The 26,547-nt window shown below is 37.9% G+C and carries 24 protein-coding genes; 16 read left to right on the plus strand and 8 right to left on the minus strand.

Annotated features, from left to right (window positions below):
- Positions 1-296: 296 nt before the first annotated feature.
- The 9 genes from HLX49_RS04100 to HLX49_RS04140 all read left to right on the plus strand — a co-directional run bounded on the left by HLX49_RS04100 (position 297) and on the right by HLX49_RS04140 (position 9,863).
- Positions 297-1,331 (plus strand): NAD(P)H-dependent flavin oxidoreductase, encoded by a 1,035-nt coding sequence (locus HLX49_RS04100; protein ID WP_077702296.1) that lies wholly within the window; start codon positions 297-299, stop codon positions 1,329-1,331.
- A gap of 287 nt (positions 1,332-1,618) precedes the next feature.
- The gene (locus HLX49_RS04105; protein WP_077702297.1) at positions 1,619-2,620 is read left to right on the plus strand and encodes a TAXI family TRAP transporter solute-binding subunit; all 1,002 of its coding nucleotides are present in this window, start codon (positions 1,619-1,621) and stop codon (positions 2,618-2,620) included.
- Between the two features lie 204 nt (positions 2,621-2,824).
- Positions 2,825-3,361: a DUF1850 domain-containing protein gene (locus tag HLX49_RS04110; RefSeq protein ID WP_077702298.1), complete on the plus strand. Its 537-nt coding sequence runs from the start codon at positions 2,825-2,827 to the stop codon at positions 3,359-3,361.
- On the plus strand, positions 3,354-5,354 hold the full coding sequence (locus HLX49_RS04115) for a TRAP transporter permease (RefSeq protein ID WP_077702299.1): 2,001 nt from the start codon (positions 3,354-3,356) through the stop codon (positions 5,352-5,354). Before HLX49_RS04110 ends, HLX49_RS04115 begins: the two co-directional genes overlap by 8 nt.
- A gap of 409 nt (positions 5,355-5,763) precedes the next feature.
- Positions 5,764-6,939: an amino acid deaminase/aldolase gene (locus HLX49_RS04120; protein ID WP_101933286.1), complete on the plus strand. Its 1,176-nt coding sequence runs from the start codon at positions 5,764-5,766 to the stop codon at positions 6,937-6,939.
- A complete protein-coding gene (locus tag HLX49_RS04125) occupies positions 6,939-8,282 on the plus strand; it encodes a D-arabinono-1,4-lactone oxidase (protein ID WP_296360888.1) in 1,344 nt (447 codons plus the stop codon). The genes HLX49_RS04120 and HLX49_RS04125 overlap by 1 nt, the downstream gene beginning before the upstream one ends.
- A gap of 107 nt (positions 8,283-8,389) precedes the next feature.
- Positions 8,390-8,812 (plus strand): hypothetical protein, encoded by a 423-nt coding sequence (locus tag HLX49_RS04130; RefSeq protein ID WP_296360889.1) that lies wholly within the window; start codon positions 8,390-8,392, stop codon positions 8,810-8,812.
- 24 nt (positions 8,813-8,836) lie between these two features.
- Entirely contained in the window at positions 8,837-9,445 is a 609-nt protein-coding gene (locus tag HLX49_RS04135) for a lysozyme family protein (RefSeq protein WP_296360890.1), read from the plus strand.
- A gap of 37 nt (positions 9,446-9,482) precedes the next feature.
- The gene (locus HLX49_RS04140; RefSeq protein ID WP_101933289.1) at positions 9,483-9,863 is read left to right on the plus strand and encodes a RidA family protein; all 381 of its coding nucleotides are present in this window, start codon (positions 9,483-9,485) and stop codon (positions 9,861-9,863) included.
- A 168-nt stretch (positions 9,864-10,031) separates the two neighbouring features.
- Here the strand turns inward: HLX49_RS04140 and HLX49_RS04145 are convergent, their stop codons facing one another.
- Positions 10,032-10,277 (minus strand): YuzB family protein, encoded by a 246-nt coding sequence (locus HLX49_RS04145; RefSeq protein WP_073006865.1) that lies wholly within the window; start codon positions 10,275-10,277, stop codon positions 10,032-10,034.
- Positions 10,278-10,354: 77 nt separating this feature from the next.
- Positions 10,355-11,716 carry an MATE family efflux transporter gene (locus tag HLX49_RS04150; RefSeq protein ID WP_296360891.1) on the minus strand — a complete coding sequence of 454 codons (1,362 nt, stop codon included), beginning with the start codon at positions 11,714-11,716 and terminating at the stop codon, positions 10,355-10,357.
- A 690-nt stretch (positions 11,717-12,406) separates the two neighbouring features.
- On the opposite strand from HLX49_RS04150, the gene dhaK reads away from it, so the two are divergent.
- From dhaK to dhaM, 3 genes are read left to right on the plus strand one after another with little or no spacing between them, the layout of a single operon-like run.
- Positions 12,407-13,402, plus strand: coding sequence for a dihydroxyacetone kinase subunit DhaK (gene dhaK / locus HLX49_RS04155; RefSeq protein ID WP_077705603.1), 996 nt, complete (start codon positions 12,407-12,409; stop codon positions 13,400-13,402).
- Positions 13,403-13,414: 12 nt separating this feature from the next.
- Complete coding sequence (gene dhaL, locus HLX49_RS04160; protein WP_077705600.1) at positions 13,415-14,041, plus strand: dihydroxyacetone kinase subunit DhaL; 627 nt, start codon at positions 13,415-13,417, stop codon at positions 14,039-14,041.
- Complete coding sequence (dhaM, locus tag HLX49_RS04165; protein ID WP_073012906.1) at positions 14,038-14,418, plus strand: dihydroxyacetone kinase phosphoryl donor subunit DhaM; 381 nt, start codon at positions 14,038-14,040, stop codon at positions 14,416-14,418. The genes dhaL and dhaM overlap by 4 nt, the downstream gene beginning before the upstream one ends.
- Before the next feature lie 152 nt (positions 14,419-14,570).
- On the opposite strand, the gene HLX49_RS04170 is transcribed toward dhaM, so the two are convergent.
- The 4 genes from HLX49_RS04170 to HLX49_RS04185 form a co-directional block, all read right to left on the minus strand.
- The gene (locus HLX49_RS04170) at positions 14,571-16,025 is read right to left on the minus strand and encodes a carbon starvation CstA family protein (RefSeq protein WP_101932435.1); all 1,455 of its coding nucleotides are present in this window, start codon (positions 16,023-16,025) and stop codon (positions 14,571-14,573) included.
- A gap of 511 nt (positions 16,026-16,536) precedes the next feature.
- Positions 16,537-17,265 (minus strand): LytR/AlgR family response regulator transcription factor, encoded by a 729-nt coding sequence (locus HLX49_RS04175; RefSeq protein WP_077705594.1) that lies wholly within the window; start codon positions 17,263-17,265, stop codon positions 16,537-16,539.
- A gap of 473 nt (positions 17,266-17,738) precedes the next feature.
- Complete coding sequence (locus HLX49_RS04180; protein ID WP_077705592.1) at positions 17,739-19,484, minus strand: sensor histidine kinase; 1,746 nt, start codon at positions 19,482-19,484, stop codon at positions 17,739-17,741.
- Between the two features lie 170 nt (positions 19,485-19,654).
- On the minus strand, positions 19,655-20,104 hold the full coding sequence (locus HLX49_RS04185; protein ID WP_296360892.1) for an Lrp/AsnC family transcriptional regulator: 450 nt from the start codon (positions 20,102-20,104) through the stop codon (positions 19,655-19,657).
- Between the two features lie 464 nt (positions 20,105-20,568).
- On the opposite strand from HLX49_RS04185, the gene HLX49_RS04190 reads away from it, so the two are divergent.
- The 3 genes from HLX49_RS04190 to HLX49_RS04200 all read left to right on the plus strand — a co-directional run bounded on the left by HLX49_RS04190 (position 20,569) and on the right by HLX49_RS04200 (position 23,511).
- Positions 20,569-22,182, plus strand: coding sequence for a gamma-glutamyltransferase family protein (locus HLX49_RS04190; protein ID WP_077705586.1), 1,614 nt, complete (start codon positions 20,569-20,571; stop codon positions 22,180-22,182).
- A 223-nt stretch (positions 22,183-22,405) separates the two neighbouring features.
- On the plus strand, positions 22,406-22,987 hold the full coding sequence (locus HLX49_RS04195) for a chromate transporter (RefSeq protein WP_077705585.1): 582 nt from the start codon (positions 22,406-22,408) through the stop codon (positions 22,985-22,987).
- Positions 22,984-23,511 carry a chromate transporter gene (locus HLX49_RS04200; protein ID WP_296360893.1) on the plus strand — a complete coding sequence of 176 codons (528 nt, stop codon included), beginning with the start codon at positions 22,984-22,986 and terminating at the stop codon, positions 23,509-23,511. The genes HLX49_RS04195 and HLX49_RS04200 overlap by 4 nt, the downstream gene beginning before the upstream one ends.
- A gap of 451 nt (positions 23,512-23,962) precedes the next feature.
- Here HLX49_RS04200 and HLX49_RS04205 read toward each other — a convergent pair whose 3' ends face one another.
- Complete coding sequence (locus HLX49_RS04205) at positions 23,963-24,751, minus strand: HAD family hydrolase (protein ID WP_296360894.1); 789 nt, start codon at positions 24,749-24,751, stop codon at positions 23,963-23,965.
- Between the two features lie 369 nt (positions 24,752-25,120).
- Here HLX49_RS04205 and HLX49_RS04210 point away from each other — a divergent pair, with 369 nt between their 5' ends.
- Complete coding sequence (locus HLX49_RS04210) at positions 25,121-25,405, plus strand: hypothetical protein (protein ID WP_296360895.1); 285 nt, start codon at positions 25,121-25,123, stop codon at positions 25,403-25,405.
- A gap of 98 nt (positions 25,406-25,503) precedes the next feature.
- Here the strand turns inward: HLX49_RS04210 and HLX49_RS04215 are convergent, their stop codons facing one another.
- Positions 25,504-26,367: a CvfB family protein gene (locus HLX49_RS04215; RefSeq protein WP_101932432.1), complete on the minus strand. Its 864-nt coding sequence runs from the start codon at positions 26,365-26,367 to the stop codon at positions 25,504-25,506.
- Positions 26,368-26,547 lie beyond the last annotated feature (180 nt).

The following is a 26,547-nucleotide window of genomic DNA, read 5'->3' on the forward strand; positions in this document are numbered from 1 at the left end:
TATAAAATTTTGCAGCTGTGGATAAACTAACTAAGTTATTTAGCCACGTCCGGCTCCAGCGCCCAGCAACTAGGCGACTTCACGAAATCGCCTTACGATAAGTCATCATCGGTTCGTTCCTCACCGTAATTCCTAAAACTTTAGTTGATTCGTTCCACTCGCTACGTTGCTAACCGGGCGCCCCGAGCCTTTGTTCTCCATAACTATGGTGCAAGAATTGGAGCACTATAGTATGCTTGATATAGTGCAAGCCAAGTTTTCGAATAAAAAAGGTATTTTATGGGAGGGAGTTAGGTATGAATCGTTTTTTAGAAAAGACGAAAGTGAAGCTACCGATAATACAAGCAGGGATGGCTGGCGGAATTACCACCCCTGAGCTTGTTGCAACCGTGGCTAACGAAGGGGCACTGGGGACGATAGGGGCAGGCTATATGAATCCAGAAGCATTGAAAAAGTCCATTCAGCAAGTAAAACAATTAACGAAGCAACCGTTTGCTGTCAATTTATTTGCAACGAATTTACAAGCTACATCAAATGACTTAGAGCCAATGCAATCAGCGTTAAATGTGTTTCGAAATCGTTTAGGAATAGAATCTGGAAGCAGTCAAGTTCAAGTAGATGATTACTTAGAGGAAAATATGGAGGTTTTGCTTGAAGAAAAAATTCCCATTATAAGTACTGCTTTTGGTATGCTTTCAGACGAGCATATTATGAAATTGAAAACGAATCCAGTTACGTTATTGGGAATGGCAACGAATGTGGAAGAAGCAAAACAGTTAGAGGAGGCTGGATACGATATTATCGTTGCCCAAGGAAGTGAAGCTGGCGGACATCGAGGCACATTTCAAATTGCCGACTATCCAGAGGGGTGTAATATTGGCTTAGTCGCTTTGCTAAGCTCTATAAAACAACAAATAAAACTCCCGGTTGTTGCTACAGGTGGAATTGCCAGTAAAGAACAAGTACAAGGACTATTCAAAATGGGAGCGGAAGCAGTGCAAATTGGCACACGTTTTCTCCTAGCTAAAGAAGCCGGGACAGCACCTTCTTATAAAGCAGCCCTTCTTTCTGCAAATGGAGAGGACACGATGATTACTACCTTTTTCTCTGGTAGACCAGCAAGAGGAGTTGCCAACACATTTACTAGAGAGTTAGAGAAAAAACAAATGAAAGCATTGCCGTTTCCGATTCAAAATGCGTGTACAAAGGATATACGAAAAGCGGCTAAAGAACAAAATAATGCCGCTTATCAGTCATTATGGGCTGGGCAAGGCGTTGGTCAATTGAACCAAGAAGAAACCGTGAAAGATATTTTGGTTTCTTTGCACTAAAGTAAAACATTTACGGTTCATTGTATAAGAAAAACTCCGGCTTTTGTCCTAAAAGTTTGGAAAAGCAGCGTTGTTTATTCAAACGAACTAGTGAAATAGAACAGAATAGATTGTTTCGTGCTCCCGCAGTTTTAAAATAGTGGGAGTTTTTATCGTTTCCATCTATTTTCTAAAACGAAACTTAAAAGTTAATTTTACTTTTATTAGTTCTATTGCTAATAGTTTGACAATAAATTGTATAAAAAGTTAAAATATATTTTATACAAGGTTTATAAGGGGGAGTATGTGTGAAACGTACAAAGTGGATTTTGTTAACGGTTACCTTATTTATCTTTGCATTATTACTAACTGCATGTGGAGGGGAAAGCGACAAAGATAATGCAAATGAAGGGGATAACGAAGATGGGGAAAAGCCAGAATTTTTAAGCTTACTTACAGGAGGAACAAGTGGCACATATTATCCTTTAGGTGGAGAGATGGCAACAATTATAAAGGCCGAGACGGGAATTCAAACAGATGCTCAATCGTCTAATGCTTCTGCTGATAATGTAGCTGCTTTAAGAGATGGCGATGCCCAACTAGGATTTGTCCAAACAGATGTGATTTCGAATGCTGTTGAAGGAATCAATTCATTTGAAGGAGAGCCTGTTGATAATGTGCAAGCAATCGGTTCTCTTTATCCAGAAACCATTCAAATTGTAACGACGAAGGATTCAGGTATTACTTCTGTCGAGGACTTAGCTGGGAAAGCAGTATCTGTTGGTGCGCCTGGATCTGGAACATTTGTAAATGCCGAGCAGATTTTAGAAGTTCATGGTATGTCAATGGATGATATTGAAGAACAAAATCTTGATTTTGGAGAGTCTACAGGTGGAATTCAAGACGGAAACATTGATGCAGCATTTATAACAGCGGGAACGCCGACTGGGGCTGTTGATGGATTAAAAGCTCAAGTAGATGTGAACATCGTTCCGATAGCTGAAGATAAAATAGATGCCTTAGTAGGAGACTATCCATATTATGCAAGTGATACGATCAAAGCTGGAACATACGGCTTAGAAGAAGATGTCCAGACAGTAGCCGTTTTAGCAATGCTTGCTGTAACAGATAGTCTTTCTGAAGATGTGGTTTACGATATTACAAAAGCAATTTATGAAAACACGGACAAAATTGCTCATGATAAGAGTGAGTTTATAACCAAAGAATCCGCTCTTGATGGTATTGGAATTGATTTACATCCAGGAGCTCAAAAATATTTTGACGAAGAAGGAATATCTGCTTCTGAATAGATTTGTGCGGGATAGGACCGGCAGTAAAATGAGTTTGCCGAATTTTGCTGCCGGTTTTTCTGTTTTTAGAGGATAGAAAATTAAAAAGACAGCACTTTTTCGCTGTGGATGCGTTGAGAATAGTCGATCGATTTTTCTATTGCTATAGGAAAAATTTAACAATATAACCATCGTAGCATTAAATAAAAATTAGGTGAATATCATATGAGTGCTTTAAACCGAAAACAATGGTGTTTTATAACCATTATAATTCTTAGTTTGTCCTGCTTAATTGCCTTTTTTGCCCCTTTTAAAACGGCACTTATTTTTTATAAAGAAAATACAGAGCAAATAGCCATGTTTCTTCCTTTGGATGAGGGAGATGCTTTTCAACATATTTTTACGCATTCTATTCATTTAACGGATGTCGTAGAAAAATATGAAGTTACACATAAGAACACCATACAGCAAACGGAAATAATCTATGAAGAATTCGCTATTGGTATGCCAGCTAATGCGCAGGAAGGGGAAGCATTTACGTATGAAGATGGCAAATATCATATAAAAAACATAAATCAAACGTTTGATCAAATTAAACTTCGGAATGGAAAGGTTGTTTCTGAAAATAGACTCGTTTGGGGAAACAACGCACAATATCAAGTTTATTTAAATGATTATGTGCAACCAGGAGCGTGGTTTACGTTACAAATTGACGACGTAACGCTGTGGCAATACTTGAAAGGAGTGAGAGTACATGAGTGATGAAAAAGATCAGCTAACGAAACAAGAACAAGAAGCATTACTGAAAAAGTACGATACAGAAGCGAATACGCGAAAGCTTGCAGGCATAGCTGCAGGAATTGTTTTTTTTGGCTTACTGGCGTTTTCCGTTTTTCAATTATACACAGGAGCATTTGGGCAAAAAACAGCCTACATTCAACGAACCGTTCACTTAGGGTTTGCACTCTCCTTAATATTTTTATTATTTCCAGCTAGAAGAACAGGAATCAAGTCTCGGGTTGCTTGGTATGATTATATTTTGGTCGTATTATCCATTATTGTTTGTGGGTACTGGCCTGTATATTATGAAACAGTTGTACAGCAAATTGGCGGTATTACAGAAGTGCAAATGGTTATTGGGGGAATTGCTATTTTACTTGTTATGGAAGCAACAAGAAGAGCAGTAGGGCTACCCATTACTATTATAGCTAGTCTGTTTTTAATTTATGCGCTATTTGGTAGGCAAATGCCTGGTATGTTGGCGCATCAGGGGTTAAGTTTGGAACAGCTTATCGACACCATGTTTTTTACAACAGAAGGGATTTTAGGTACACCATTGCAAGTTTCCTCTACTTATATTTTCCTCTTTTTATTGTTTGGTGCTTTTTTAGTACAAACAGGGGTTGGTAATTATTTTAACGATCTAGCTATCTCGCTTGCCGGAAAACGGACTGGAGGACCAGCGAAGGTAGCCATTTTTTCCAGTGCCTTAAATGGAACCATATCGGGAAGTTCTGTAGCAAATACGGTTACGACGGGTTCATATACCATACCGATGATGAAAAGATTAGGCTATAAACCAAATTTTGCTGGTGCTGTGGAAGCGGCTTCGTCCACAGGTGGGCAAATTATGCCCCCCATCATGGGTGCTGCAGCGTTTTTAATGATTGAATTTGCAGGGGTAGGCTATTGGCAAATTGCCCAAGCTGCGTTAATTCCAGCTATTTTATATTTTTCGGGTATTTGGATTATGACCCATTTAGAAGCAAAAAGAATGGGTTTGTACGGGCTACCCAAAGATCAAATCCCACCTAAGAAAGAAGTACTTAAAAAAATTCACTTACTTCTACCGATCATAGCGATTGTTTGGCTACTATTTGAAGGAGTTAGCATTGAGCGAACAGCGCTCTATGGCATTGGGATTACGATAGTTGTTAGTATATTTATGAAGGAAACACGTATAACACCACGTAAATTCATTACCGCTCTAACATCAGGTGCTCGTACCGCTTTAGGTGTAGCTGCAGCTACAGCGTGCGCCGGTATTATTGTAGGTGTTGTGACAAAGACAGGCCTAGGATTAAAGTTAGGAAATAGTTTGGTAGATATTGCTGGTTCTATAGCTACATCGGCGGATATGCAATTATTGTTAACGTTATTTTTCACCATGATTACGTCGATCATTCTAGGGATGGGTTCGCCTACGACAGCGAATTATATTATTACATCCACGATAGCCCTACCAGCTATTTTAGCCTTAAATGATCATTTAGATGTAGCTATTCCACTACTTGCGGGGCATATGTTTGTGTTTTATTTCGGTATTGTAGCTGATATTACCCCACCAGTTGCACTCGCTGCTTTTGCAGCTACAGGTATCTCAGGCGGTGAACCAATTCGCACGGGGATAAATGCTGCTAAGCTGGCTATTGCTGCTTTTATTATTCCGTATATGTTTGTATTACAGCCAGAACTCTTAATGATTGATACATCGATTGGTGAGGTCGGATGGATATTATTTACAGCCATTACGGGTATGATTGCAATTGGCGCAGGTTTGATTGGTTTTTGGTATGTAAAGCTTCACTGGTCTGTACGTATTTTAACAATAGCAATCGGGCTGTTATTAATTTATCCAGAAGGAAATACGGATGTATATGGATTGGCCGCCTTTATTCTTATGTTAGCTATCCAGTTGTATATGAATCGTGCAAAGGGATCGGGAGAGAAGATGGAAAAAACGGCAAGTGGGTAAGTAAAGTTGTTACTATAAAAAAATTAAATAGGGTTGTGGAACGACGAGGTGCTCGTTCATTATAGCTTGTTTTTTAGCATATAAGGTGCTGCAATATTCCCGCTTTCAAACAAAGCTAAGGCGGTGATAATAGCACCTAAATGGCTAATATAATTAAGAACTTCAGGTCACCCCTTACACTATAGGAAGGTATAAACGTTTAAAGGTTTATAGAATAAGAAAAAACTACGCCATTCGCCATAAGACTTGGCAACAAGCCGAGTTTTTCTAATGTTACTAGAAAATGAAGGAATAAATAACGTCTGTTGAAGAAGATTTACTTAGATAGTAAGGATAAGCTGAAAAAACTCTAACATGTGAATAAGGATGTCAGAGTTTTTTCATTATCCAAAGAAAGCGGGGGAATAAATTGCACAAGCAAGGTTCTCATTTAAAATCACAGCCGAGATTAGTTCTTCATTTAGATCAGTTTGACCATAATTGTAACGCTATTGCACGACAGGCAAATGACAAGACGATACGAATTGCCACGAAGTCTATTCGTTCTATCCCTGTGCTAAAGCGAATTTTAGCTTCAAGCAACGTATTTCAAGGTTTAATGTGCTATAACGCTCAAGAGGCTTTATTTTTACACAATAAAGGATTTGATAACATATTAATCGGCTATCCTTCGGTCGATAGAGAAGCGCTGAAACAGATAGCGGAAGTTAATAAAAATGGTGCGCATATTATTTGTATGGTTGATCATTTGCAACAAGTGGATATGGTACAGCAAATAGCTAAACAGGAAAAAGGTTTTATTCCTCTATGCTTGGATATCGATATGAGTACGAGATATGGTAGAAAGCTTCACTTCGGAGTGCGTCGTTCGCCGTTGCATAAACTTAGTGATGTATTAGCTATAGCTGATTATATTAAAAAACAATCTCATTTGCGACTAATAGGAGCAATGGGATATGAAGCACAAATTGCTGGCGTCCAAGATAACTTGCCCCATCATTTAGTAGTAAATAAATGGATGCAAGTTTTAAAGAAACAATCCACTCCTTCTGTGAAGAAGCGGCGAGGTGAGCTTGTTGCAGCTTTAAAAGCGCGTGGCTTCTCACTTCTGTTGGTTAATGGTGGAGGGACAGGGAGTCTCTCTACTACGGTGAAAGAAGATGCAGTTTCAGAAGTTACGGTTGGTTCAGGATTTTATTCCCCTCAGCTGTTTGACTATTATAAACAACCGTTAGGAACAAAGCCAGCGATGTTTTTTACGCTTCCCATTGTCCGCAAGGCGGCAAAAAATATTTATACATGTCATGGAGGGGGATATATCGCCTCTGGCAAATCAGGTGATGATAAAATGCCAGTGCCAGTTTACCCTGCTGGAAGTAGGTTGATATCAGTAGAGGGAGCAGGTGAAGTACAGACTCCTGTCTTCATCCCAAAACAATCTAAAGAGATAGGAGATATAATCGTTTTTCGGGCGGCAAAAGCTGGAGAAATCTGTGAACGTTTTAATGATATTCTCTGTATATCAGAGGGAAAAGTAGTCGGCTACATGCCAACCTATCGTGGGGAAGGGGAGTGCTTTTATTAATGAAAGAGGCATATTGGAAAAATTGGGCAGAGACTGTATACTTTGAACCACATCAAGTAGCCTACCCAACATCTATTAATGAAGTGTGTCAACTTGTTAAAAAAGCTAATGTAAAAAAGCAGCAAGTACGAGTAATTGGTGCAGGTCATTCGTTTACTCCTATTTTTGTGAGTGAAGATTATCTTCTTTCTTTGGACAAATTATCTGGCATAGTCTCTATGGATGGGCAGAAACAAACTGCCGTTGTATTAGCTGGGACACGTTTATATGATTTGGCAAAGCACCTTGCGGCTAAAGGTTTTTCACAGGAGAACTTAGGGGATATTAACATGCAAAGTTTAGCAGGTGCCATATTAACAGGGACCCATGGGACAGGCATTCAATTCGGTAGCCTTGCTACACAAGTAGTGGAATTAAAAATGGTTAACGCTGAGGGTGAACTCTTAACTATAAATGCAGAAAGTGAAGTACCATTACAGGCTGCTGCAGTTTCTTTAGGATTATTAGGTATAGTAGTCGAGGTGACCATTCGGATCATTCCTTCTCCTACGTATCGTTTCGAAAGCAAGAAAATGCATTTCCAAGATGTACTTCAAAACATGGATCATTTCATAGCAGAAAATAGGCATTTTGAATGTTACCTGTTTCCATATTCTGATACTGTCCAAATTAAAATGATGAATCTATCTGATCAAAAACCGCAATCAATTAGAAGGCATCAATTAGAGGCATTAGTAGTTGAAAACTATGTTTATCAGTTTCTTTCGGAAGTAGCAAGAGTAGTACCGCCAACAACATATTGGATTAGTCGTTTATCCGCCAAAGCTATTGGCTCTTCCGTCATTCATGCGAAAAGCTGTGATCTTTTCGCTACAGCTCGTAACGTCCGCTTTCGTGAAATGGAGTATAGTATTCCATTGGAAAATGTACGAGAAGCATTAATCGCTATACGAACGAAAATGGCGAAGGAAGGTTACCAAGTGCATTTTCCAATTGAGGTCAGGATGGTAAAAGGAGACGATTTATGGCTAAGTACGGCATACGAGAGGGATTCCGCTTATATTGCTATCCATATGTATCGTGGAATGCCGTATGAAAAGTATTTTCAAGATATGGATTCTGTTTTACAGGTGTACGAGGCAAGACCACATTGGGGAAAAATGCACAATATGAATATGGATCAATTACAGAGATTATATCCTAAACTGGAGGCGTTTTTACGGCTACGCGAGCAACTAGATCCGACAGGGCTGTTTTTAAATGCCTACATTGAAAAGTTGTTCGCAATAAGTAATAAAGGTAATGTGGAGAGGCTGCAAAACAGTGTGACTTTCACATCATAGATTTTTGTTTTAGAATAATAGATAGATATTTATCTAGCGCAATTAAAATTGGCCAGCAAAACAAATGGGAAATAACGGTAAAACATAATTTTCAAGGGGTTTAAGCAATGAGACGATTAAAAATAATATGGATTGGGGGTATCTCTGGTGTCGTTCTAGGTGTTTTTTTAAAGCTAACGGAGCAGATAACATCCAACCGAGTGTACACACTATTGCTCAACGTCGATTATATCCCAATACTAAAAGATTTGCCGTTAAATGAATTTGGTGAATTTATGCTGCATATGATTGTTTCGGTAATTCTAGTGCCAGTGATCTATGTAGCCTTAAAACAGATTGGGCACGAACAAAACCTTTTCGCCTATACGTTGCTTAGTAGTTTAATAGGTGCTGTTATTTATATAACGACAAGCTTTTCTGAACGTACACCAGACTTACTTGACGGAACCTCGTTTTTGCTTTGGGTTATCGGGCATGTATTATTTGGATGGGTGACAGGTTTCCTTATAGCAAAGATAGTAAAGGACTAGATGATGATGAAGAACAACAGGAGATTGTCAAAAGCAGTTAAACGAACGGTGTTTGTAGGAGTCGGCTTATTCCTTTTATTTATTGGTATATCATTGTTCTTTCAACGATTTATGTTAACACAACCTGATTCACAGACAGGTCCGATAATTAGTGAACAAGTTTTAGATTACCGCCCTTTAGTAGTAAAATATGCTAAAAAGTATGAAGTGGAAGAGCATGTTGATACGCTTCTCGCTATGATGATGCAAGAATCTAGCGGGCAAGGGGATGATCCAATGCAATCATCAGAAAGTTATTGCGGAGAACGTGGATGTATTCAAGATCCGGAAGTATCTATTAAACAAGGAGTCTATTATTTTTCACAAACATTGAAAGCAGCAGGTGGCGATGTATTAACGGCTATCCAATCGTACAATTTTGGAAAAGGATTCGTCGATTATATTCGCGAGCAAGGGGACGACTTTTCACAAGAAGCAGCCATTCAATTTTCGCAAAAAATGTATGCAGCAGATCCTGACAAAGAGAAATACCGCTGTTTACGTGACGGGGCGCAAGCACTTGATGCTTGCTATGGCGATATTTATTATGTTAAATCTGTGATGGCATATAAAGATAAATTAAAAGAAGATTAAATTTCTATGGTATGATGAAATGAAGGAGGAGATTCAAATGAATAAGGCAATTCATACAGAAAAGGCACCCGCTGCGTTAGGTCCATACTCACAGGCTATTGTAGCAGGTGATTTCCTTTATGTATCTGGGCAAATTGGGATTAATCCAGAAACAGGGGAGATGGCAGAAGGAATTCATGAGCAGACAAAACAAGTTTTAGAAAATATTCAAGCTATTTTACAAGAGGCGGGAACAGATTTAGCTAAAGCAGTTAAATTCTCCATTTATTTACAATCAATGCAAAATTTTGCTGCCGTCAATGAAATCTATGGAGGCTATTTACAAGAGCCATATCCGGCAAGATCAACAATGGAAGTGGGCAAATTACCAAAAGACGCGCTCGTTGAAATGGATGTTATTATCCATTTAAAAGCGTAAAAGTGGACTCTGAAAACATACATATAACAATTTGACTTCTTTTTAACTATGGGAAAGAGTAACTTTTAGGACGGAGAGTATTAGCAAGAGGACGGACTTTGCCATAAAGTTTTGGCGATAAACCAAGTTTTATGGAGTTAGCTTTGCAGAATAGAGAAGAGTTAGCTGTTATTCGTATACAGCTAGCTCTTCTTTAATGGCAGTTCTTATTTTCTCTAAGCATTCTTCTGGCGTGTTTCCGAAAATGCGTCGATTGTTAACGAGTGCATATGGTTTTACTCTGCATAATCCGCAAAAAGATAGACAATCATTCATGAGCACAGCTACTTCAGGAAATTCTTTTTCTAAGATTTCCTCTATATGAATAGAAGTGATTGCATTTCCGTCACAGACCTCGACTACGACAATACCCATTGCTATCACTTTCTTTCTTATTTTAATATCCTCATAAGGAGGTGCTTTGTTAGTTGTAGCATAGATTCACGAAGAAATCAATGATGTGATTTCGTTTCTGATTTTACAAAACTCATGGATACCCAATTACGGTTTCGCCAACGTCTTAGCATAAATAATCCTCGCATCCATTCATCAGCAATAAAGGAAATCCAAATACCAATAAGACCCAAATTTAAATAAATAGCGAAGAACCATGCAAAAGTAACTCCAATGCCCCACATCACAGCAACGCCAATATAAACTGGAAACTTTACATCGCCAGCTGCTCGTAAAGAGCTGATCATGATTAAATTAAATGCTCTTCCGGGTTCCAGTACAACTGTCATTAGCAATAAGCCTGCCCCTGTTTCCAATATCGTCGTATCATCTGTAAAAATCCCTAGTAACTGACTGGAGTAAAAATATACAACCGTAGCCATTGATAAGGAAATAACAATTGATATTTTTAGGCTTTTCATGACACGCTTATATGCTGCTTCTATGTCTCCTGCGCCAACTAAATGTCCAACTAAAATTTGTGTACCTTGACCAATAGCGATGGAAAATAAGAAAATAAACATCATAATATTTTGCGCATAAACCTTCGTCGTTATTGCAATTGTGCCAAGCTGGGCTACAAAATAAGTAATTACCATTTGGCTGGCGTTATAAGAGATTTGTTCACCTGCAGATGGAATGCCAATTTGCAATAATCGTTTTACATAGCTTTTCGGAAAACGGAAAAAGTATGCTACTTGAATTTCCCCTTGGTTTCGTTTTAGAAATAAGTAAAATAGGACAATAACACCTATAAAACGGCTAATCGCAGTAGAGTAGGCAACCCCTTCTACCCCTAAAACAGGAAAGCCGAATGGTCCAAAAATGACAAAATAATTTCCAATGACATTCAATATATTCATGCCGATGGTGACATTCATGGTATCTTTCGTATATCCGTAGCTACGTAAAATAGCGCCTAGAGTCATAATTAATGCTTGTATAAAGATGAGCCCACCTACAATTTGCATGTATCCAGATGCTTCGTTCATGATTTCTTGAGGGAGATCCATTAATTGAAGAATATATTGTGCACCGAAAAATAACACGACGCTTAAAAATAGGGAGAATAACAGGTTTAGATTAATAGATAAAACAGAAATCTCTCCAGCCTGTTGGTTGTTTCTAGCACCTAGGTTTTGCGCAATTAGAATGGCTGCTCCTTGTGCTACAAAGCCAAACATGACAATGACTACCGACAGTACTTGGTTAGAGACACCAACAGCTGCAACGGCCTTATCGGAATATTGACTTAACATTAATGTATCCGCATTTCCCATTAACATATGTAGGAAAATTTCAATGAAAATCGGCCATGTTAACCCAAACAATGTGATCTTTTTCACTTTTTCTGAAGCCATGGGATCCCAACTTTCTAATCAATCATAGAGTTAGTTTATCTTTTTTTATGAGGAAATGGAAGCAAGAAGAAGCCTTGTTTGCGTGATTGTCAAAAACTCCTGCTTAAAAGGAATGGTAAGACTTTTAAATGGAAAAATTCATTTTCAAATAGTAGAAAATTTTAGCTTAATCGTCCAATCTTTATGGCGAAAAACGATGTCTTTTACGATAAGCCCTGAAATTTTATACTTTTTTAAAAGATAAGAAAGTATAAAATTTGATGCTATGGCGTAACCAAATAACCGAATGGGCCCCGTCCGGCTCCAGCGCCCAGCAACTAGGCGACTTCACGAAATCGCCCTACGATAAGTCATCATCGGTTCGTGTTAAAAAGGAAGGCCGACTAAAAACGGGCTTGCCGCCCACCGTCGGCATACCCCTGTTGCAGGGGCATGATTCCTAAAACTTTAGTTGATTCGTTCCAGTCGCTACGTTGCTAACCGGGCGCTCCGATCCTTTGTTCGGGTTTATAGTATAAGAAAAACAAAGGCTTCGCCGTAAGACTTGGCGACAAACCAATTTTTCTAAGGCGCGAAAAGTAATACCTTTTAAGGGAAGTACTTATACACAAGATTGTTGAAAACAAAAATTCCAAAGCCTTCCAAGTGTAAAAAAATTTTACTACAATAGAGTTAAGGAGGAATGAAGCAATGAAAAAAATTATTAATAATCCAAATGAAGTTGTACAAGATATGGTGCAAGGTCTAGTTGCTGCTTATCCGTCCAAATTAAAAGTAATTCCTGAGACGCTTGTCATCGCTCGTAAAGATGCTCCTGTAGAAGATAAAGTTGGTTTAGTGAGTGGTGGGGGTAGCGGTCATGAACCAGCTCATGCTGGATATATTGGAAAAGGTATGTTAGATTGTGCAGTTGCAGGTGAAGTTTTTACATCGCCAACACCTGACCAGGTATTTGAAGGAATTAAAGCAGCAGACGGAGGAAAAGGCGTCTTTCTCGTTATTAAAAACTATACAGGGGATGTACTTAACTTTGAAATGGCTGCAGAGTTAGCTGAAGCAGAAGGTATTCAAGTAGAAAAAGTAATTGTAAATGATGATGTTGCTGTAGAAGATAGCTCGTTTACAACGGGGAGAAGGGGTATAGCTGGTACCGTACTCGTTCATAAAATAGCTGGGGCTATGGCTGAAAGTGGCGCTTCATTGCAAGAGGTAAAGCGTGTTGCTGATAAGGTTGTAGCCAATGTGCGCTCCATGGGAATGGCGTTAACTTCTGGCACTGTCCCAGCTGCTGGGAAGCCAAGTTTTCAGTTAGATGATAATGAAATGGAGATAGGAATAGGTATTCACGGAGAACCAGGAATTGAACGAAAGCAAATCGCTTCTGCTGATGACATTGCTACAGAATTAGTAGAACGAATTTTCGCTGATATAGACATACCAAAAAGACAAGAAGTAGCTGTAATGATTAATGGTTTAGGTGCTACTCCGGAAATGGAACTATTTATTGTTAATAAAAAGGTGCAAAGCCTGTTAAAAGATAAAGGTATTGAAGTATTTCAAACATTTGTAGGAGAATATATGACATCGTTGGAAATGGCGGGTTGTTCAGTTACTTTGCTAAAGCTAGATGACGAATTAAAATCTTTACTACAAGCTCCGTCTGAAGCACCTGCATTTCGCAATTAGGAGGAAATAAAAATGCAACTAAATGTAATGAATACAGTTCAATGGATGCAACGAGCAAATGAAAAAATGCAAACCAACAAAGATGAATTAACGGCTTTAGATCAGCCTATTGGAGACGGTGACCACGGAATAAATATGGCTAGAGGGTTTCAAGAAGTAGCTTCAAAATTGGAAGAAGCTACTTATACGAATGTATCTGAAGTTTTCAAAGATGTGGCGATGACGTTAATGTCGAAAGTAGGCGGCGCTTCAGGTCCCTTATTTGGAACTGCTTTCCTTAAACTATCAACGAAACTAAAAGGAGAAGAACTTGTAGACCAAACTAGTTTCAGCTCTGCATTAAATGAAGCAGTAAATGGGTTAAAACAACGTGGTAAAGCAGAAGAAGGCGAGAAAACTATGGTTGATATGTGGGCATCAATCGCACATTATTTTACAGATAATGAGCATTCGACACCTGATGGACTCATGGCCAGCGCGGATGCTGCACTTGAAAAAATTAAAGCAATGACCGCAACCAAGGGACGAGCAGCCTATTTTAAAGAAAAAACGATCGGACACCAAGATCCAGGTTCAGCTTCTACTTATTTTATTTTTGAAGCTCTAGCAGAAGTGTGGAAAGGAGATAGTAAAGCATGAGTTATGTAGGTATTGTGTTGATTTCTCATAGCCATAAAATTGCTGAAGGAGCTAAAGAATTGATTCGTCAAGTGATGAAAGAAGTTCCTATTGAAGTGGCTGGAGGAACGGAGGACAATGAGATAGGTACGAGTATTGAAAAAATTAACAGTGCCATAGAAAAAGCAAATAGCGGAAGCGGCGTACTATTATTTTATGATCTTGGTAGTGCAAAAATGAATGCTGAAATGGCTATGGAAATAGCTGATCAAGAAGACATTAAATTAGTCGAAGCGCCAATTGTAGAAGGAGCATATGTTGCCGCAGTAGAATCGGGTATGGGCAAAAACGTGGATGATGTCTATGAAGCTGTACGCAGTTCTTTCCCTGAAAAATAAATAAAATATTCTTTTAGCCCTCTTGCTTACTAAAGTAAAGAGGGCAATATTGTTTTCAAATTTCATAAGATGTTGGATTTTAAAAGTGTATCGTATTTAACAAAGAACCCGTACTATTTGGAAATACGGGTTCTAAAGTATTTATGAAGTTATTAAGCTGCTTTAGATGGAGAAACAGCAACGCTTTCTTCAATTTTCATCCCATTTCTTGCATTTTGCCGTGCATATTTATAAAATAAGCCAATTATTCCAATTGTGATTATTGCGCTTAGTATATAAGTTATATTCATTGGTATTCTAAATCCAATTGGAGCATTTAGGATGTATGCTGTAGTTACATAGGTCATGAAAATGCCTGGAATCATGGCTACGAAATAATTCTTTTTGGCAATAAATAAATACATGGATGCTACCCATAATGCAATAACCGCTAAAGATTGATTGGCCCAAGAGAAATATCTCCAAAGCAAGGTGAAATCCATATTTGTTAAAATAACGGATATTGAAAATAATGGTAGAGCGATGATTAAACGTTTCGTAATTTTCTTTTGTGATACATGAAAGTAGTCAGCAATGATCATGCGTGCACTGCGAAATGCCGTGTCACCAGATGAAAGTGGAAGAAAAATAATGGATAATACAAGAACAGATCCCAAGATGGATCCAAGCATCATCGTGCCAACTTCACTTACAATCCCACCCGTTCCGATGGTGTTAATGAGTTCATTTAAAGTAACGGTCCCACCGAATAAACTCATAGCTGCGGCGGCCCATACCATAGCAATAATTCCTTCTACGATCATCATGCCATAAAAGACACTTCTTGCTTCTTTTTCATTTTTTGTCGTTCTAGCAATAATTGGTGATTGTGTTGCATGAAATCCAGATAAAGCACCACATGAAATAACTAGAAACAATAACGGAAATATGGGTGTATTTTCAGGGTGTAAATTGGTTAAAGATACTTCTGGAATTGGCGCTTGATTGATAACAAGGCTAATACCTAACGCTAATGTTCCAATAAGTAAAAATGCACCAAATATCGGGAACAACTTCCCAATTAATTTATCGATCGGTAACATCGTGGATAGGATATAGTATCCAAAGATAATGACAATAAGTGCTACAAGCGCAATTGATCCATTTACTAAATCAAAAATTAGGCCAGCGGAAGAACTAACAAAAACGGTACCGACTAGTAGTAGAAGCAGAACGGAAAATATGTTAACAATATGTTTCATATATTTTCCTAAAAACTTTCCGGCCAGTTGTGGTAGATGTGCTCCGCCATTACGAATGGAAATCATCCCTGTTAAATAATCGTGCACTGCTCCTGCGAAAATACAACCTATAACGATCCAAAGAAATGCTACTGGTCCATATAAAGCTCCCATGATGGGCCCAAAAATGGGACCGACGCCTGCAATACTAATTAACTCTATCATGGCATTTTTGTTCCGTTTTAATGGCAAATAATCCACGCCATCTTGTTTCGTAATGGCTGGTGTTGGTCTGTCTGGTTGAACTCCAAAAACTTTTTCAATAAATTTACCATATGTGAAATAACCTATAATTAATAATATAATTCCTCCTATAAATGTAAACATATCACGTCATCCCTTTCTCGTTGAATTCGTTTACACTCCTAATGTAATATGAAACCGTTTTTAAAGGGGGAATTCAGGATAACATGCAAGTTTTCCTAGCTAACATGTTTTGATTTTAGATTAACGTGAAAGGGATGAACAGTTTAGGAAATACGTGAGATGGAATATGAGAAAATAGTATAATCAAGTAAACTATGTTAAGAGTAATAAAGAAGATATAGACGTTTTGTAGTAGCCAATCTTGCCTTAGTATAAGGGAATGTAAGATCCCGCAGGAAAAAAAGCGAACTGCTTTTTTTCACTATCGGAAAGTATAAGGTTTTTTTGTTTTATAGTATAAGAAAACCAAAGGCTGTCGCCATAAGACTTGGCGACAAGCCAAGCTTTTCCAACAAGGAGGCTGAGCGAGCCCATCAGCGGTTACTATCTACCTTCCTTGTGCGTTTATAAACAATTCTCCCTGCTGATTGAAGATTCACTTTCTATGAGAAGGTGACAAAAATAAAATTGTTTAAAGTTCTAATTGTTCGCGTAAGGATTTTACGTAATTTCTACTCACTGGTAAAGATTCATTTCTGCCGAAGACCTGTAAATTATAAGCGCCATTAAACCATGGAGTGAGTTTGCTTACATAATGAAGATTAATAACATAACTTTTATGAATGCGAAAAAAACGAAAGGTGCTTAATCTTTTTTCTAAATCCTTTAAAGTTTTTTTAGAAAAAAATATTTTAGATTTGGTCACGATCTTGACTTGTTTGTCTACGCTCTGCAAGTAGAGTATTTCAGTAGGGTCTACATATATAACGCCATCTTCATTTTCAATCCCCAATTTATTAGCAACCTCTTGTTCCTTTTCTTCTACATGAAATAACGTTTTTTCAATTCTAGAAATCGTTTGTTCTAAATGTTTTTCATCATACGGCTTTAATAAATAGTCAATGGCTTCATATCGAAAAGCTTGGACAGCAAACTGAGGGTACGCTGTAGCAAATACTAATAATGGAGGGTGTTTAAGTTCTTTTAGTGAAGCAGCTGTTTCCATTCCATCCATTTCTGGCATCTCTACATCAAGAAAAACAAGATCAGGTTTCTTTTTCATGGTTTCCATGATGCATGCTTCTCCAGAATTTGCTTGTCCCACAATTTCAATATTTGGGAAGTTATTTAGTAAATAAATAAGCTCTTCTCGATTTAATTTTTCATCATCTACAATTAAAGTTTTAATGGTGCGATTCATGAATATTCCTCCGTCTGTCTATTTCTTATTGTCCAGAAATTATAAAATGAGGCGCTTTGTGTATCGCAAAACAACCGAGTAGCCACGTCCGGCTTAAGCGCCCAGCAACTAGGCGACTTCACTCCATTGCCCTAAGCTAAGTCATCATCGGTTCGTGTTTAAGAGGAAGGCCGACTAAAAATCGGCTTGCTGTCTGACGTCTGCATACCCCTGTTTTAGTGGCATGATTCCTAAATCTTTCGTTGATTCGCTCCACTTGATACGTTGCTAAACGGGCACTTGCGCCTTTGTTCTCGTCTAGGAAATTATAAAATTTTGCAGCTGTGGATAAACTTACTAAGTTATTTAGCCACGTCCGGCTCCAGCGCCCAGCAACTAGGCGACTTCACGAAATCGCCCTACGATAAGTCATCATTGGTTCGTTCCTCACCGTGATTCCTTTATCTCGGTTGATTCGTCCAGTCGCTACGTTGCTAAACGGGCACTTGCGCCTTTGTTCTCGGAATTGAAAATTGCACGCATGTTCCTTCATGTGTTTTGCTAGTGATGACTAACTTCGCTGATGGGCCAAATTTCATGGTTAGTCTGCGATTAATATTATATAAAGCCATTCCTGTACCGGATTTAGATGGAACCACTTTTTGACCAATACGGTCCATTTCTTTATTCGGTATTCCTTTTCCGTTATCTGTAACAGATATATGTGTAGCATTATTCTTAATATAAATTTGTATAATAATATTTGCGTTTTCCTTTTTATCTTTTAAGCCGTGTTTCATTGCATTTTCAACAATTGGTTGCAAAATTAATGGAGGCACTGTTTCCTTTAAGCAATCGTCATCAATGTGATACCCCACGTGTAGGCGATCGTGAAAACGTGTTTGCTCAATATCTAAATAGGCTTGTACATGCTTTAATTCTTGATCGATGGTAACTTCTTGATCTGTCGTTACAGTTAAATTTTGTCTTAAAAAATGGGAAAGCGATACAAGTAATTTTCTTGCTTTCATCGGGTCAATTCGTACGAGAGACGTTATCGTATTTAACGTGTTAAATAAGAAGTGGGGTCTGATTTGTGCTTGTAACGCATTAATCTCTGATGCCTTTGCTAATTGCAACGCTTCTTCGGCACGGGCAATCTCTAATTGATTACTTAGCAGTTTTGCCAATCCGCTTACCATCTCTCTTACTAGACGGTTAATATCTTCTTTGGAATGATAGTAAAATTTTAACGTGCCAATGGTTTTTCCTCGTTGTTTTAATGGAGCTACAACGACGGCTTTTAACGGGCAATTATCATGGCTACAATGGATTTGTTGCCCGGAAGCAACGATTAATTCTCCAGAATGAATGGTATCCCTTGTGATTTGTGTTTGAATTTGATTCCCTTGTTTGTGATGATCATCAGCCAACCCTACATGAGCGAGAATTTCCTTATCATTCGTCATGGAAACAGCAATAGCGTTCATCTCTTGATAAAGGATGTTACAGGCTGCTTGCGCCGTTTGTTCATTTAGTCCTTTTCTTAAATGGGCAAGTGTTTTATCAGCAATACGCAAAGTTAATTGCGCTTGAACTGCACCAACTTTATCTTCTTCCTGAATGACCATTTGAATAATGAGCATGAATAAAGCACCGCCCAGGCCGTTTGCAATTACCATAGGCAAGCCAATAACTTCTACTAAAGGAATGTTCTGTTCAAATGACCCTGCCAAAAGCAGAATAAGCAACATTTGGATGATTTCTGCCGTTGCGGTAATTGTAAATACTTTTGGTAATGAATGGTGGCTTTGTTTTTTGTGAAAATATCCGGAGAAAAAACCTGCAATAATGGTAGCAATTCCACAGCTTAACGCCGTATAGCCTCCTAGTAGGAAACGATGAACACCAGCAATAACTCCTGCGCCTATGCCAATTCTATAACCACCTAGAAGTCCTGCTACAACGACGCCGATAACTCTAAAGTTCGCAATTGCTTCATCTGGCTCAATCCCAATTCGCCAACGTTCAATTTCAGAAGTACCTGTATTAAAAATTAATCCCGTGTATGTACCAATAATGCCAAATAAGCCAAAGAAAAGCATAGCCTTATATTGTTGGCTTTGACTTAATGTATGTTGTGAAATCATATTGCGAAAAAATTGTAGACGTGTAAGTAAAAAAGCGATCATGACAATAATACCCAGTCGCTCTAACATCATAACTAGTAGGTCAAACATGTTGTCCCTCTTTTCATTTGTAACGATATGTTGGAAATTTCACAAATAACTTTAAGCTTAAACAATGTGGTGATGTGTATTTTACTGCTTTTTAGATGGTTTTGGTTTCCTCTAAGTTTTGGAAGTGAAAGGTGAACTTCTTTTTATAATATAGGATATAATAAGCAAAACTACAGTTTGAATCCAGTTCGGCTTTTAAAACGCTTTAAAATAATCGAACTTTCTACGCGAGTGATTCCGCTTACAGAGTATAATTCTTTATTGATAAAAGCTTCTAATTTTTGAAAATCTTCAACTAGTACATGCATATGTAATGTACTAGGACCAGTCATTTGATAGATGCTTGCTACTTGAGGATTATCAGCTAAATTTTGAGCAACTTCTTGTAATTGCATAGGTTCTACATCTACTTCAAAAAAAGCTGAGACTTGCTTGCCAAATTTTTCGGAGTTAATAACAACCGAAAATTTTTCAATAACTCCTTTATCTTTTAGGTTTTGAATGCGGTCTTTTACGGCTACTCGTGATAGCCCGACTTTTTCTGCTAATTCAACGTAGGATAACCTACCATCTTCGGTTAAAGCTTCTAGTAATTTTTTATCTATATGATCCAATTTCATATCATAGCTCCTACTAATTTTTTGTATTCCTATTTATTTTAACAAAAATAACAACGTAAGAAAATTACGATGTGTAATGAGTTCCTATATATAGTGTTAAATGTAACGAAATGAAAGTTGTTTTTGCTATTTAGACCTTTTATGTTTGTAATTATAGTTAAAAAGTTTATTAATGAATGTAATTGGGTTGACAACGGGATTATTGTTTATTATTATTTAAATAATTTTAAAATTGCTCCATTCGTATAAAAGGAATCTTTCCGCTGATTGTTTAGCACCTTGATGGTATTACCTCAAGGTCTTAGGAATAAGTTTAAAACTGCTATCTTTCTCTTAGATTTGTCCAGCTCACATCTTCCATTTCTTGATGTGGAGTTTTATTGTACCTTATACCCTGGATGAAACTTCATTTTTTATCGATTTAGAAAGATTAAAAACGTTTATGAAAAAGGAGTCAAATAGTTATGGAATTTTTTCAAAGGCAAACTTATCCTTATGCTGTCCCACGTCAAGCTACATATGCAAAAAAAGGAATGGTAGCAACTTCGCAGCCGTTAGCCGCACAAGCAGGGCTTGAAATATTAAAACAAGGAGGCAATGCGATTGATGCTGCTATTGCAACGGCGGCATGTCTAACTGTAGTAGAACCGACATCGAATGGTATTGGAGGAGATGCGTTTGCATTAGTATGGACAAAAGGGAAGTTACATGGTTTAAATGCAAGTGGAAAATCACCTCAACATATCTCCGTGGATGCTGTCAAGGAGTTAGGTTATAAGGATATTCCAGAATATGGATGGATTCCAGTTACTGTTCCTGGAGCTCCAAGCGCTTGGGCAGAGTTATCTAAAAAGTTTGGTAAGCTTTCGTTGCAAGAAGTTTTAAAGCCTGCAATTCATTATGCATATGAAGGATTTCCGGTTTCGCCAATATTAAGTAGGTTTTGGAAAAAGGCCTATCAAGTTTATGAATGGAAACTGACAGACGATTTATTTAAAGAATGGTTTACAACTTTTGCACCTAAAGGAAAAGCACCTGCAGCAGGCGAAATATGGTACGCACCAAACCATGGAACGACATTACAGGAAATAGCAGATAGCTACGGGGAGTCTTTTTATCGTGGAGAATTAGCAGAGCGTATTCATCAATTCTCCAAGCAAAGTGGTGGTTTTCTAACAAATGATGATTTAGCTAGCTATTATCCGGAATGGGTGGAACCGATCCATGTGAAATACCGAGGTTACTCTATTTGGGAAATACCACCGAACGGCCAAGGGATTATTGCTCTTCAAGCATTGAACATTTTAAAAGGATTTCATTTTGAAGAGAAAGATCATGTTGAAACATATCATAAGCAAATCGAAGCTATGAAACTAGCATTTGCAGATGGACAGAAACATGTATCTGAACCATTATATATGAGGTATTCAGTAAGTGAGTTGCTAAGTGAAGAATATGGGGCGCTCCGCCGAGGGTTAATAGGAGATCATGCACTACAACCAGAAGCTGGAGAGCCTGCCTTAAGTGGTACTGTTTATTTAGCTACTGCCGATCAGGAAGGGAATATGGTATCATTTATACAAAGCAATTATATGGGATTTGGCTCTGGTATTGTAGTTCCTGGCACAGGGATTGCTTTGCAAAATAGAGGTCACAATTTTTCGATGGATCCTTCCCATGTAAATGTTCTTGCAGGTGGGAAAAGAACCTATCACACCATTATACCTGGCTTTATGACTAAAGATAATCAGCCTGTAGGACCATTTGGGGTGATGGGAGGATTTATGCAACCGCAAGGCCATGTGCAAGTGATTATGAATACGCTTGATTTTCAAATGAACCCACAAGTCGCACTAGATGCACCGCGGTGGCAGTGGATAAAAGATAAGCAAGTTGAAGTCGAAGATCGTTTTCCACATCATATTGCTTTGGAGTTAGCAGAAAAAGGACATCGTATTCAAGTACAGCTAGAACCAAATAACTTTGGAAGAGGGCAAATTATTTGGAGAAATCCAGACACTGGTGTGTTGATTGGTGGTACAGAATCGAGGGCGGATGGAACGATAGCTGCTTGGTAAAATAGAGGTAGAAAACATAGGTTCATATTATACTAATCTAAGTTGCTTTAAGACTTCGCTTAAAGAATGGGGAGCAACTTACTAACAGCACTCAAAGTTCTTATTCGTTTACCTAGCGGTTAGTAAGCGATGATTGATTCCGTAAGATATTTCAACCTTCTCATCATATAGTTTAGCTGGTTGTATGAGTCGGAGGTTAATTTTACAAAAAGGTACGTGACTTATGAAATTACAATGGAATATTTTTGTAGCTTTTTTCAGAGTAGGTATATTAGGTTATGGCGGTGGCCCTAGCTCCATTCCGCTCGTTCATAAAGAAGTGGTCGATAAATATAAGTGGATGAGTGATGAAGAATTTGGTGATTTATTAGCACTTGGCAATACATTACCTGGACCAATCGCAACGAAACTAGCAGGATATATTGGATATCGTGTTTCTGGCATTTTAGGAACCATAAATGCTGTACTAGCAACGATTTTGCCTACGATTTTTTTAATGATTTTATTACTATCTTCCCTTTCATCTATTAAAGGTTATGATTGGGTACAAGGGATGACAGCAGCTGTAATTCCAGTAGTTGGAGTAATGCTTGCAGTATTAACCTGGCATTTCATTCAGAAAGCTGGAAAAGGTATGGGGTGGGTTCCCACAGGATCTATGCTCGTTGGCGTTTTTGTCCTATTAGAATTCGTCAATATCCATCCTGGTATTCTTATTGGAGTTTTATTATTCTTAGCGATTGTAAAAAAAGATCGTAAAAGAGAGAAAACGCACCTATCGGAAAGAGAAGGTGATTCATCATGATATATTGGGAGATATTTCTTGCTTTCTTTATTCCAGGGATTTTAGGGTACGGTGGAGGTCCTGCTTCTATACCACTTGTCGAAAATGAGGTCGTCTCTCGTTACGGTTGGATGGATGTCCAACAGTTTAGTGAAGTTTTAGCACTTGGCAATTCGTTACCTGGACCTATCGCTACAAAAATGGCAGGTTATATAGGATATGAAGTAGGTGGACCGCTGGGTGCATTTGTTGGAGTGTTTGCAACTGTAGCGCCTTCCTTGATTTTGGTTATTATTTTATTAAGCATTCTATATAAATATAAAGACTCTCCGAAAGTAAAACGGATGACCTTATATGTTAGACCAGTTATCGGTATCCTGCTTGGTGTTATGGCCTGGCGTTTTTTTAGTGAATCTTACGTTAACATAGGTTTGCTCCAAACAGCACTGTTGAGCTTAATTAGTTATCTATTAATGGAAAAATTTAAATTGCATCCCGCATTTGTTATTGGTGGTGCATTGGTTTATGGAGGCTTTTTGTTATAAAAGCATAGCATGAGTTTGTGTTGCAAGCTATGCATGATGGACAGAGCGTTAGCGTCAGTATAAGGTGTTTCTACTTTAAGAACTGGGAGCTAACAGTACCTAAACGTCTTATATGGAAGATTCACTTCTTTAACATATAAGCACAGCGAAGGGTTTTGTTAAAAGGTAAGAAAGTATAAAATGAGTTGCTTGTGTATAACGAAATAAGCTCCATCGCCCAGCAAAAAAGCAACTTCATGAAATTGCCCTACGATAAGTCATCATCGGTTCGTCGCTAAGAGGAAGGTCGACTAAAAAGGGCTTGCCGCCCGACGTCGGCATACCCCTGTTTTAGTGACATGATTCCTAAATATTTCGTTGATTCGTTCCATTCGCTACGTTGCTAAACGTGCGCCCCGATCCTTTGTTCTGAATGCTTGGGGATATCCGAGTTCTTAGCTAGAGCTTCCTTCTATCGCACAAGTTGCAGTTGTTTAAGCCCGTTGTATATACCTGATTCTTCTACAGAAGTAGTTCTGTACTTGGCATAAGCAAATAGCTCAGGGTTACTGTTTTCCATCGCGAACCCTTCCCCTACGACTTGTAACATTTCCTTATCGTTCATTCCATCACCAAAAGCGATTGCTTGACGTGGCTCTATATCTAAATGCTGCAGCACGCTTTTTATCGCTTCTCCCTTATTAACTTGTTGACGAATGATATCATAGCAATTTGATATATTATTTACGGTTACTTCTGACAAGTGGATGTCTGTATCTAATTCTTCATAAGCCTGTACTTGACTTGGTAAAACATTAATTATAGAGGAACCTAGGATTTGATCGTGTACATCTGTAGTTAAAAGTTGGTTGTTTCTAAGTTGAAAAACGTCTACAAAATTCTTGATGACAGGATGTGACAGTGAAGTGTAATAGTTTTTATCTTTTGTATAACAAACTAATTCATGGTGATTTTGCTTTGCTAAAGCTAAAAACTGTTCTAATATTTGTTTATCCATTGGTTTATTAACAAGTATGTGGTTTTCATAAATTGCATAAGCTCCATTGTAGCCTATGTACCCTTCTACTCCCAATTCTTCACCTAATTCTTTTACTTCATGTAAAGGTCTTCCCGTACAAATAAAGACGAGTATACCTTGTTGCTGTACTTGTTTAATTGCGTCTTTTGTACAGGCAGTGTAAGTATGGTTTGGGGTTAAAATAGTTCCATCAATGTCCAAGAATAGCGTTTTGTATGTCATGATTGGTTCATTTCTCCTTTATTAATTTTTGAAGGTATCATCCTATCTATTATTGAAATGATTGTATTATTTGTCAACGATACATAAGCTTTGTACTGGAAAATGGTACGTACACAGTGCTTTAAATAATTAATATAATTGTTCCATAAGCTTTTTATTCTCATACATGAATTTACTTAATTAGAATGAAAACGAAACTACTCTTGTATTATAATAGATGTAACTTCCGTTAATTGTGTTAGAAAACTTGACTGAATGAAGACGTCCTTTATATGGAAACGCATTCTAAAAAAGAGTTAGACTTATTGACTTTATACCTGTTCAATTGTAGACTATATTCAGTAGCTATTTATGTATGAGGTGAGAGAAATGTTTCAATCGGTGCTTACAATTGGTGCAATATTAGTAGTTGCAGTAGTTGCAGTTAGTCTGATACTACTAAAAGCGACTTCAAAGGAAAGCTATACAGGTTACTTCCCAGGTATTTTAATAGGTTTAACTGGGTTGGTGTTTCTTATGTTAGCTTCCGTAATCGGAAAAGTAGAAATCATGGGCGCTGGTTTAGGGGGATGGGGCATTGCATCATTATTTGCTGCAGCGATTGGCCTCATTATTACAGCGTTAACTGACACGTATGCAAATGTAAAAGCGTAACAAAAAAGAGCGATACTTTTTCGCTCTTTTTTGTTTGTACTAAAGAAAAGTATGCTCTTAGGGTTTAGTGTGTAGGTTTCACCGTAAAGCAAGTTTATCTATACTTTTTTTTGGACCAAATAAGTGTAGCCATTATGTTGTTCGACTTTGTGTTCCTTCATTAGCCTACCGAGTGCCCGTTTAAAAGCTGCCTTACTAATGTGAAAAGTAGCTCGTATATCTTCTGGGTCACTTTTGTCATCAAATGGAATAGAGCCATTATTTGCTTGAAGATGGTCTAAAATTTGTTTTGCATCTTCCTCCATGCTTTCTTTTTTCTTTGGACGAAGGGAGATATTTAACGTTCCATCGGTCTTTACTTCAATTACTCTTCCTGTGACAAGCTCTCCTAATCGAGGTTCTTGCTTGCGTTCGGTGTAATGAATGAAACCTCGGTAATGTTCAGATGTAATTATTGCCGAACCTTCTTTGCTAGTGAAATACACTGTACCAGAGATAGGAGTATTCCATAATTCTTCTGGAGCAGATTCTATGTCTTGTAAAATTACGGATTCTGTAGCAGGAAAAGCAAGTAACCTTCCTTTTTTATCTCGTCCCAACGTTACATATAAGCAATCATCGATTTGTGGCCATACGTTTTCGTATAGAGGGAGGTCATCTTTAGAAACAAGTATTTCTTTCGTTGTTCCAATATCCAAGAATACGCCAAGATTAGGTATTACTTCTTTGACAGTCGCCCATCCATAGCTATCCATTTGTATGTGAGGAAGTTGTGTAGAAGCTACAACCTTCCCTTTCTTATCTGTATATAAAAATACTTCTATTTCTTCCCCAGGCGTTAATTCCTTATTTGTTTCTTGATGATGTAATAAAACCTCATTCTGTTTGTGGCTTAATACATAACCAGTATCAATCATTCTTTCAACTAGCAAGTTCTGAATAGTTCCAGTTAAATGATGCATCATTTTAACTCCTTTTTTCCACTATAATATAAATTTGTAGGGTTTATCGTATTAGCTTCGCCGTAAAGATTTGCCATAAGGCAAGTTATTGTGATATGTATTGGAAAAGGGGTACCCATCTTAGAGTACCCCTTATATTACAAAGTAACACATAAGTCTTATAATAACTCGATAGGAATC

This window comes from Virgibacillus sp. (genome assembly GCF_013393565.1).
GTDB classification, from domain to species: Bacteria; Bacillota; Bacilli; order Bacillales; family Amphibacillaceae; genus Virgibacillus; species Virgibacillus dokdonensis.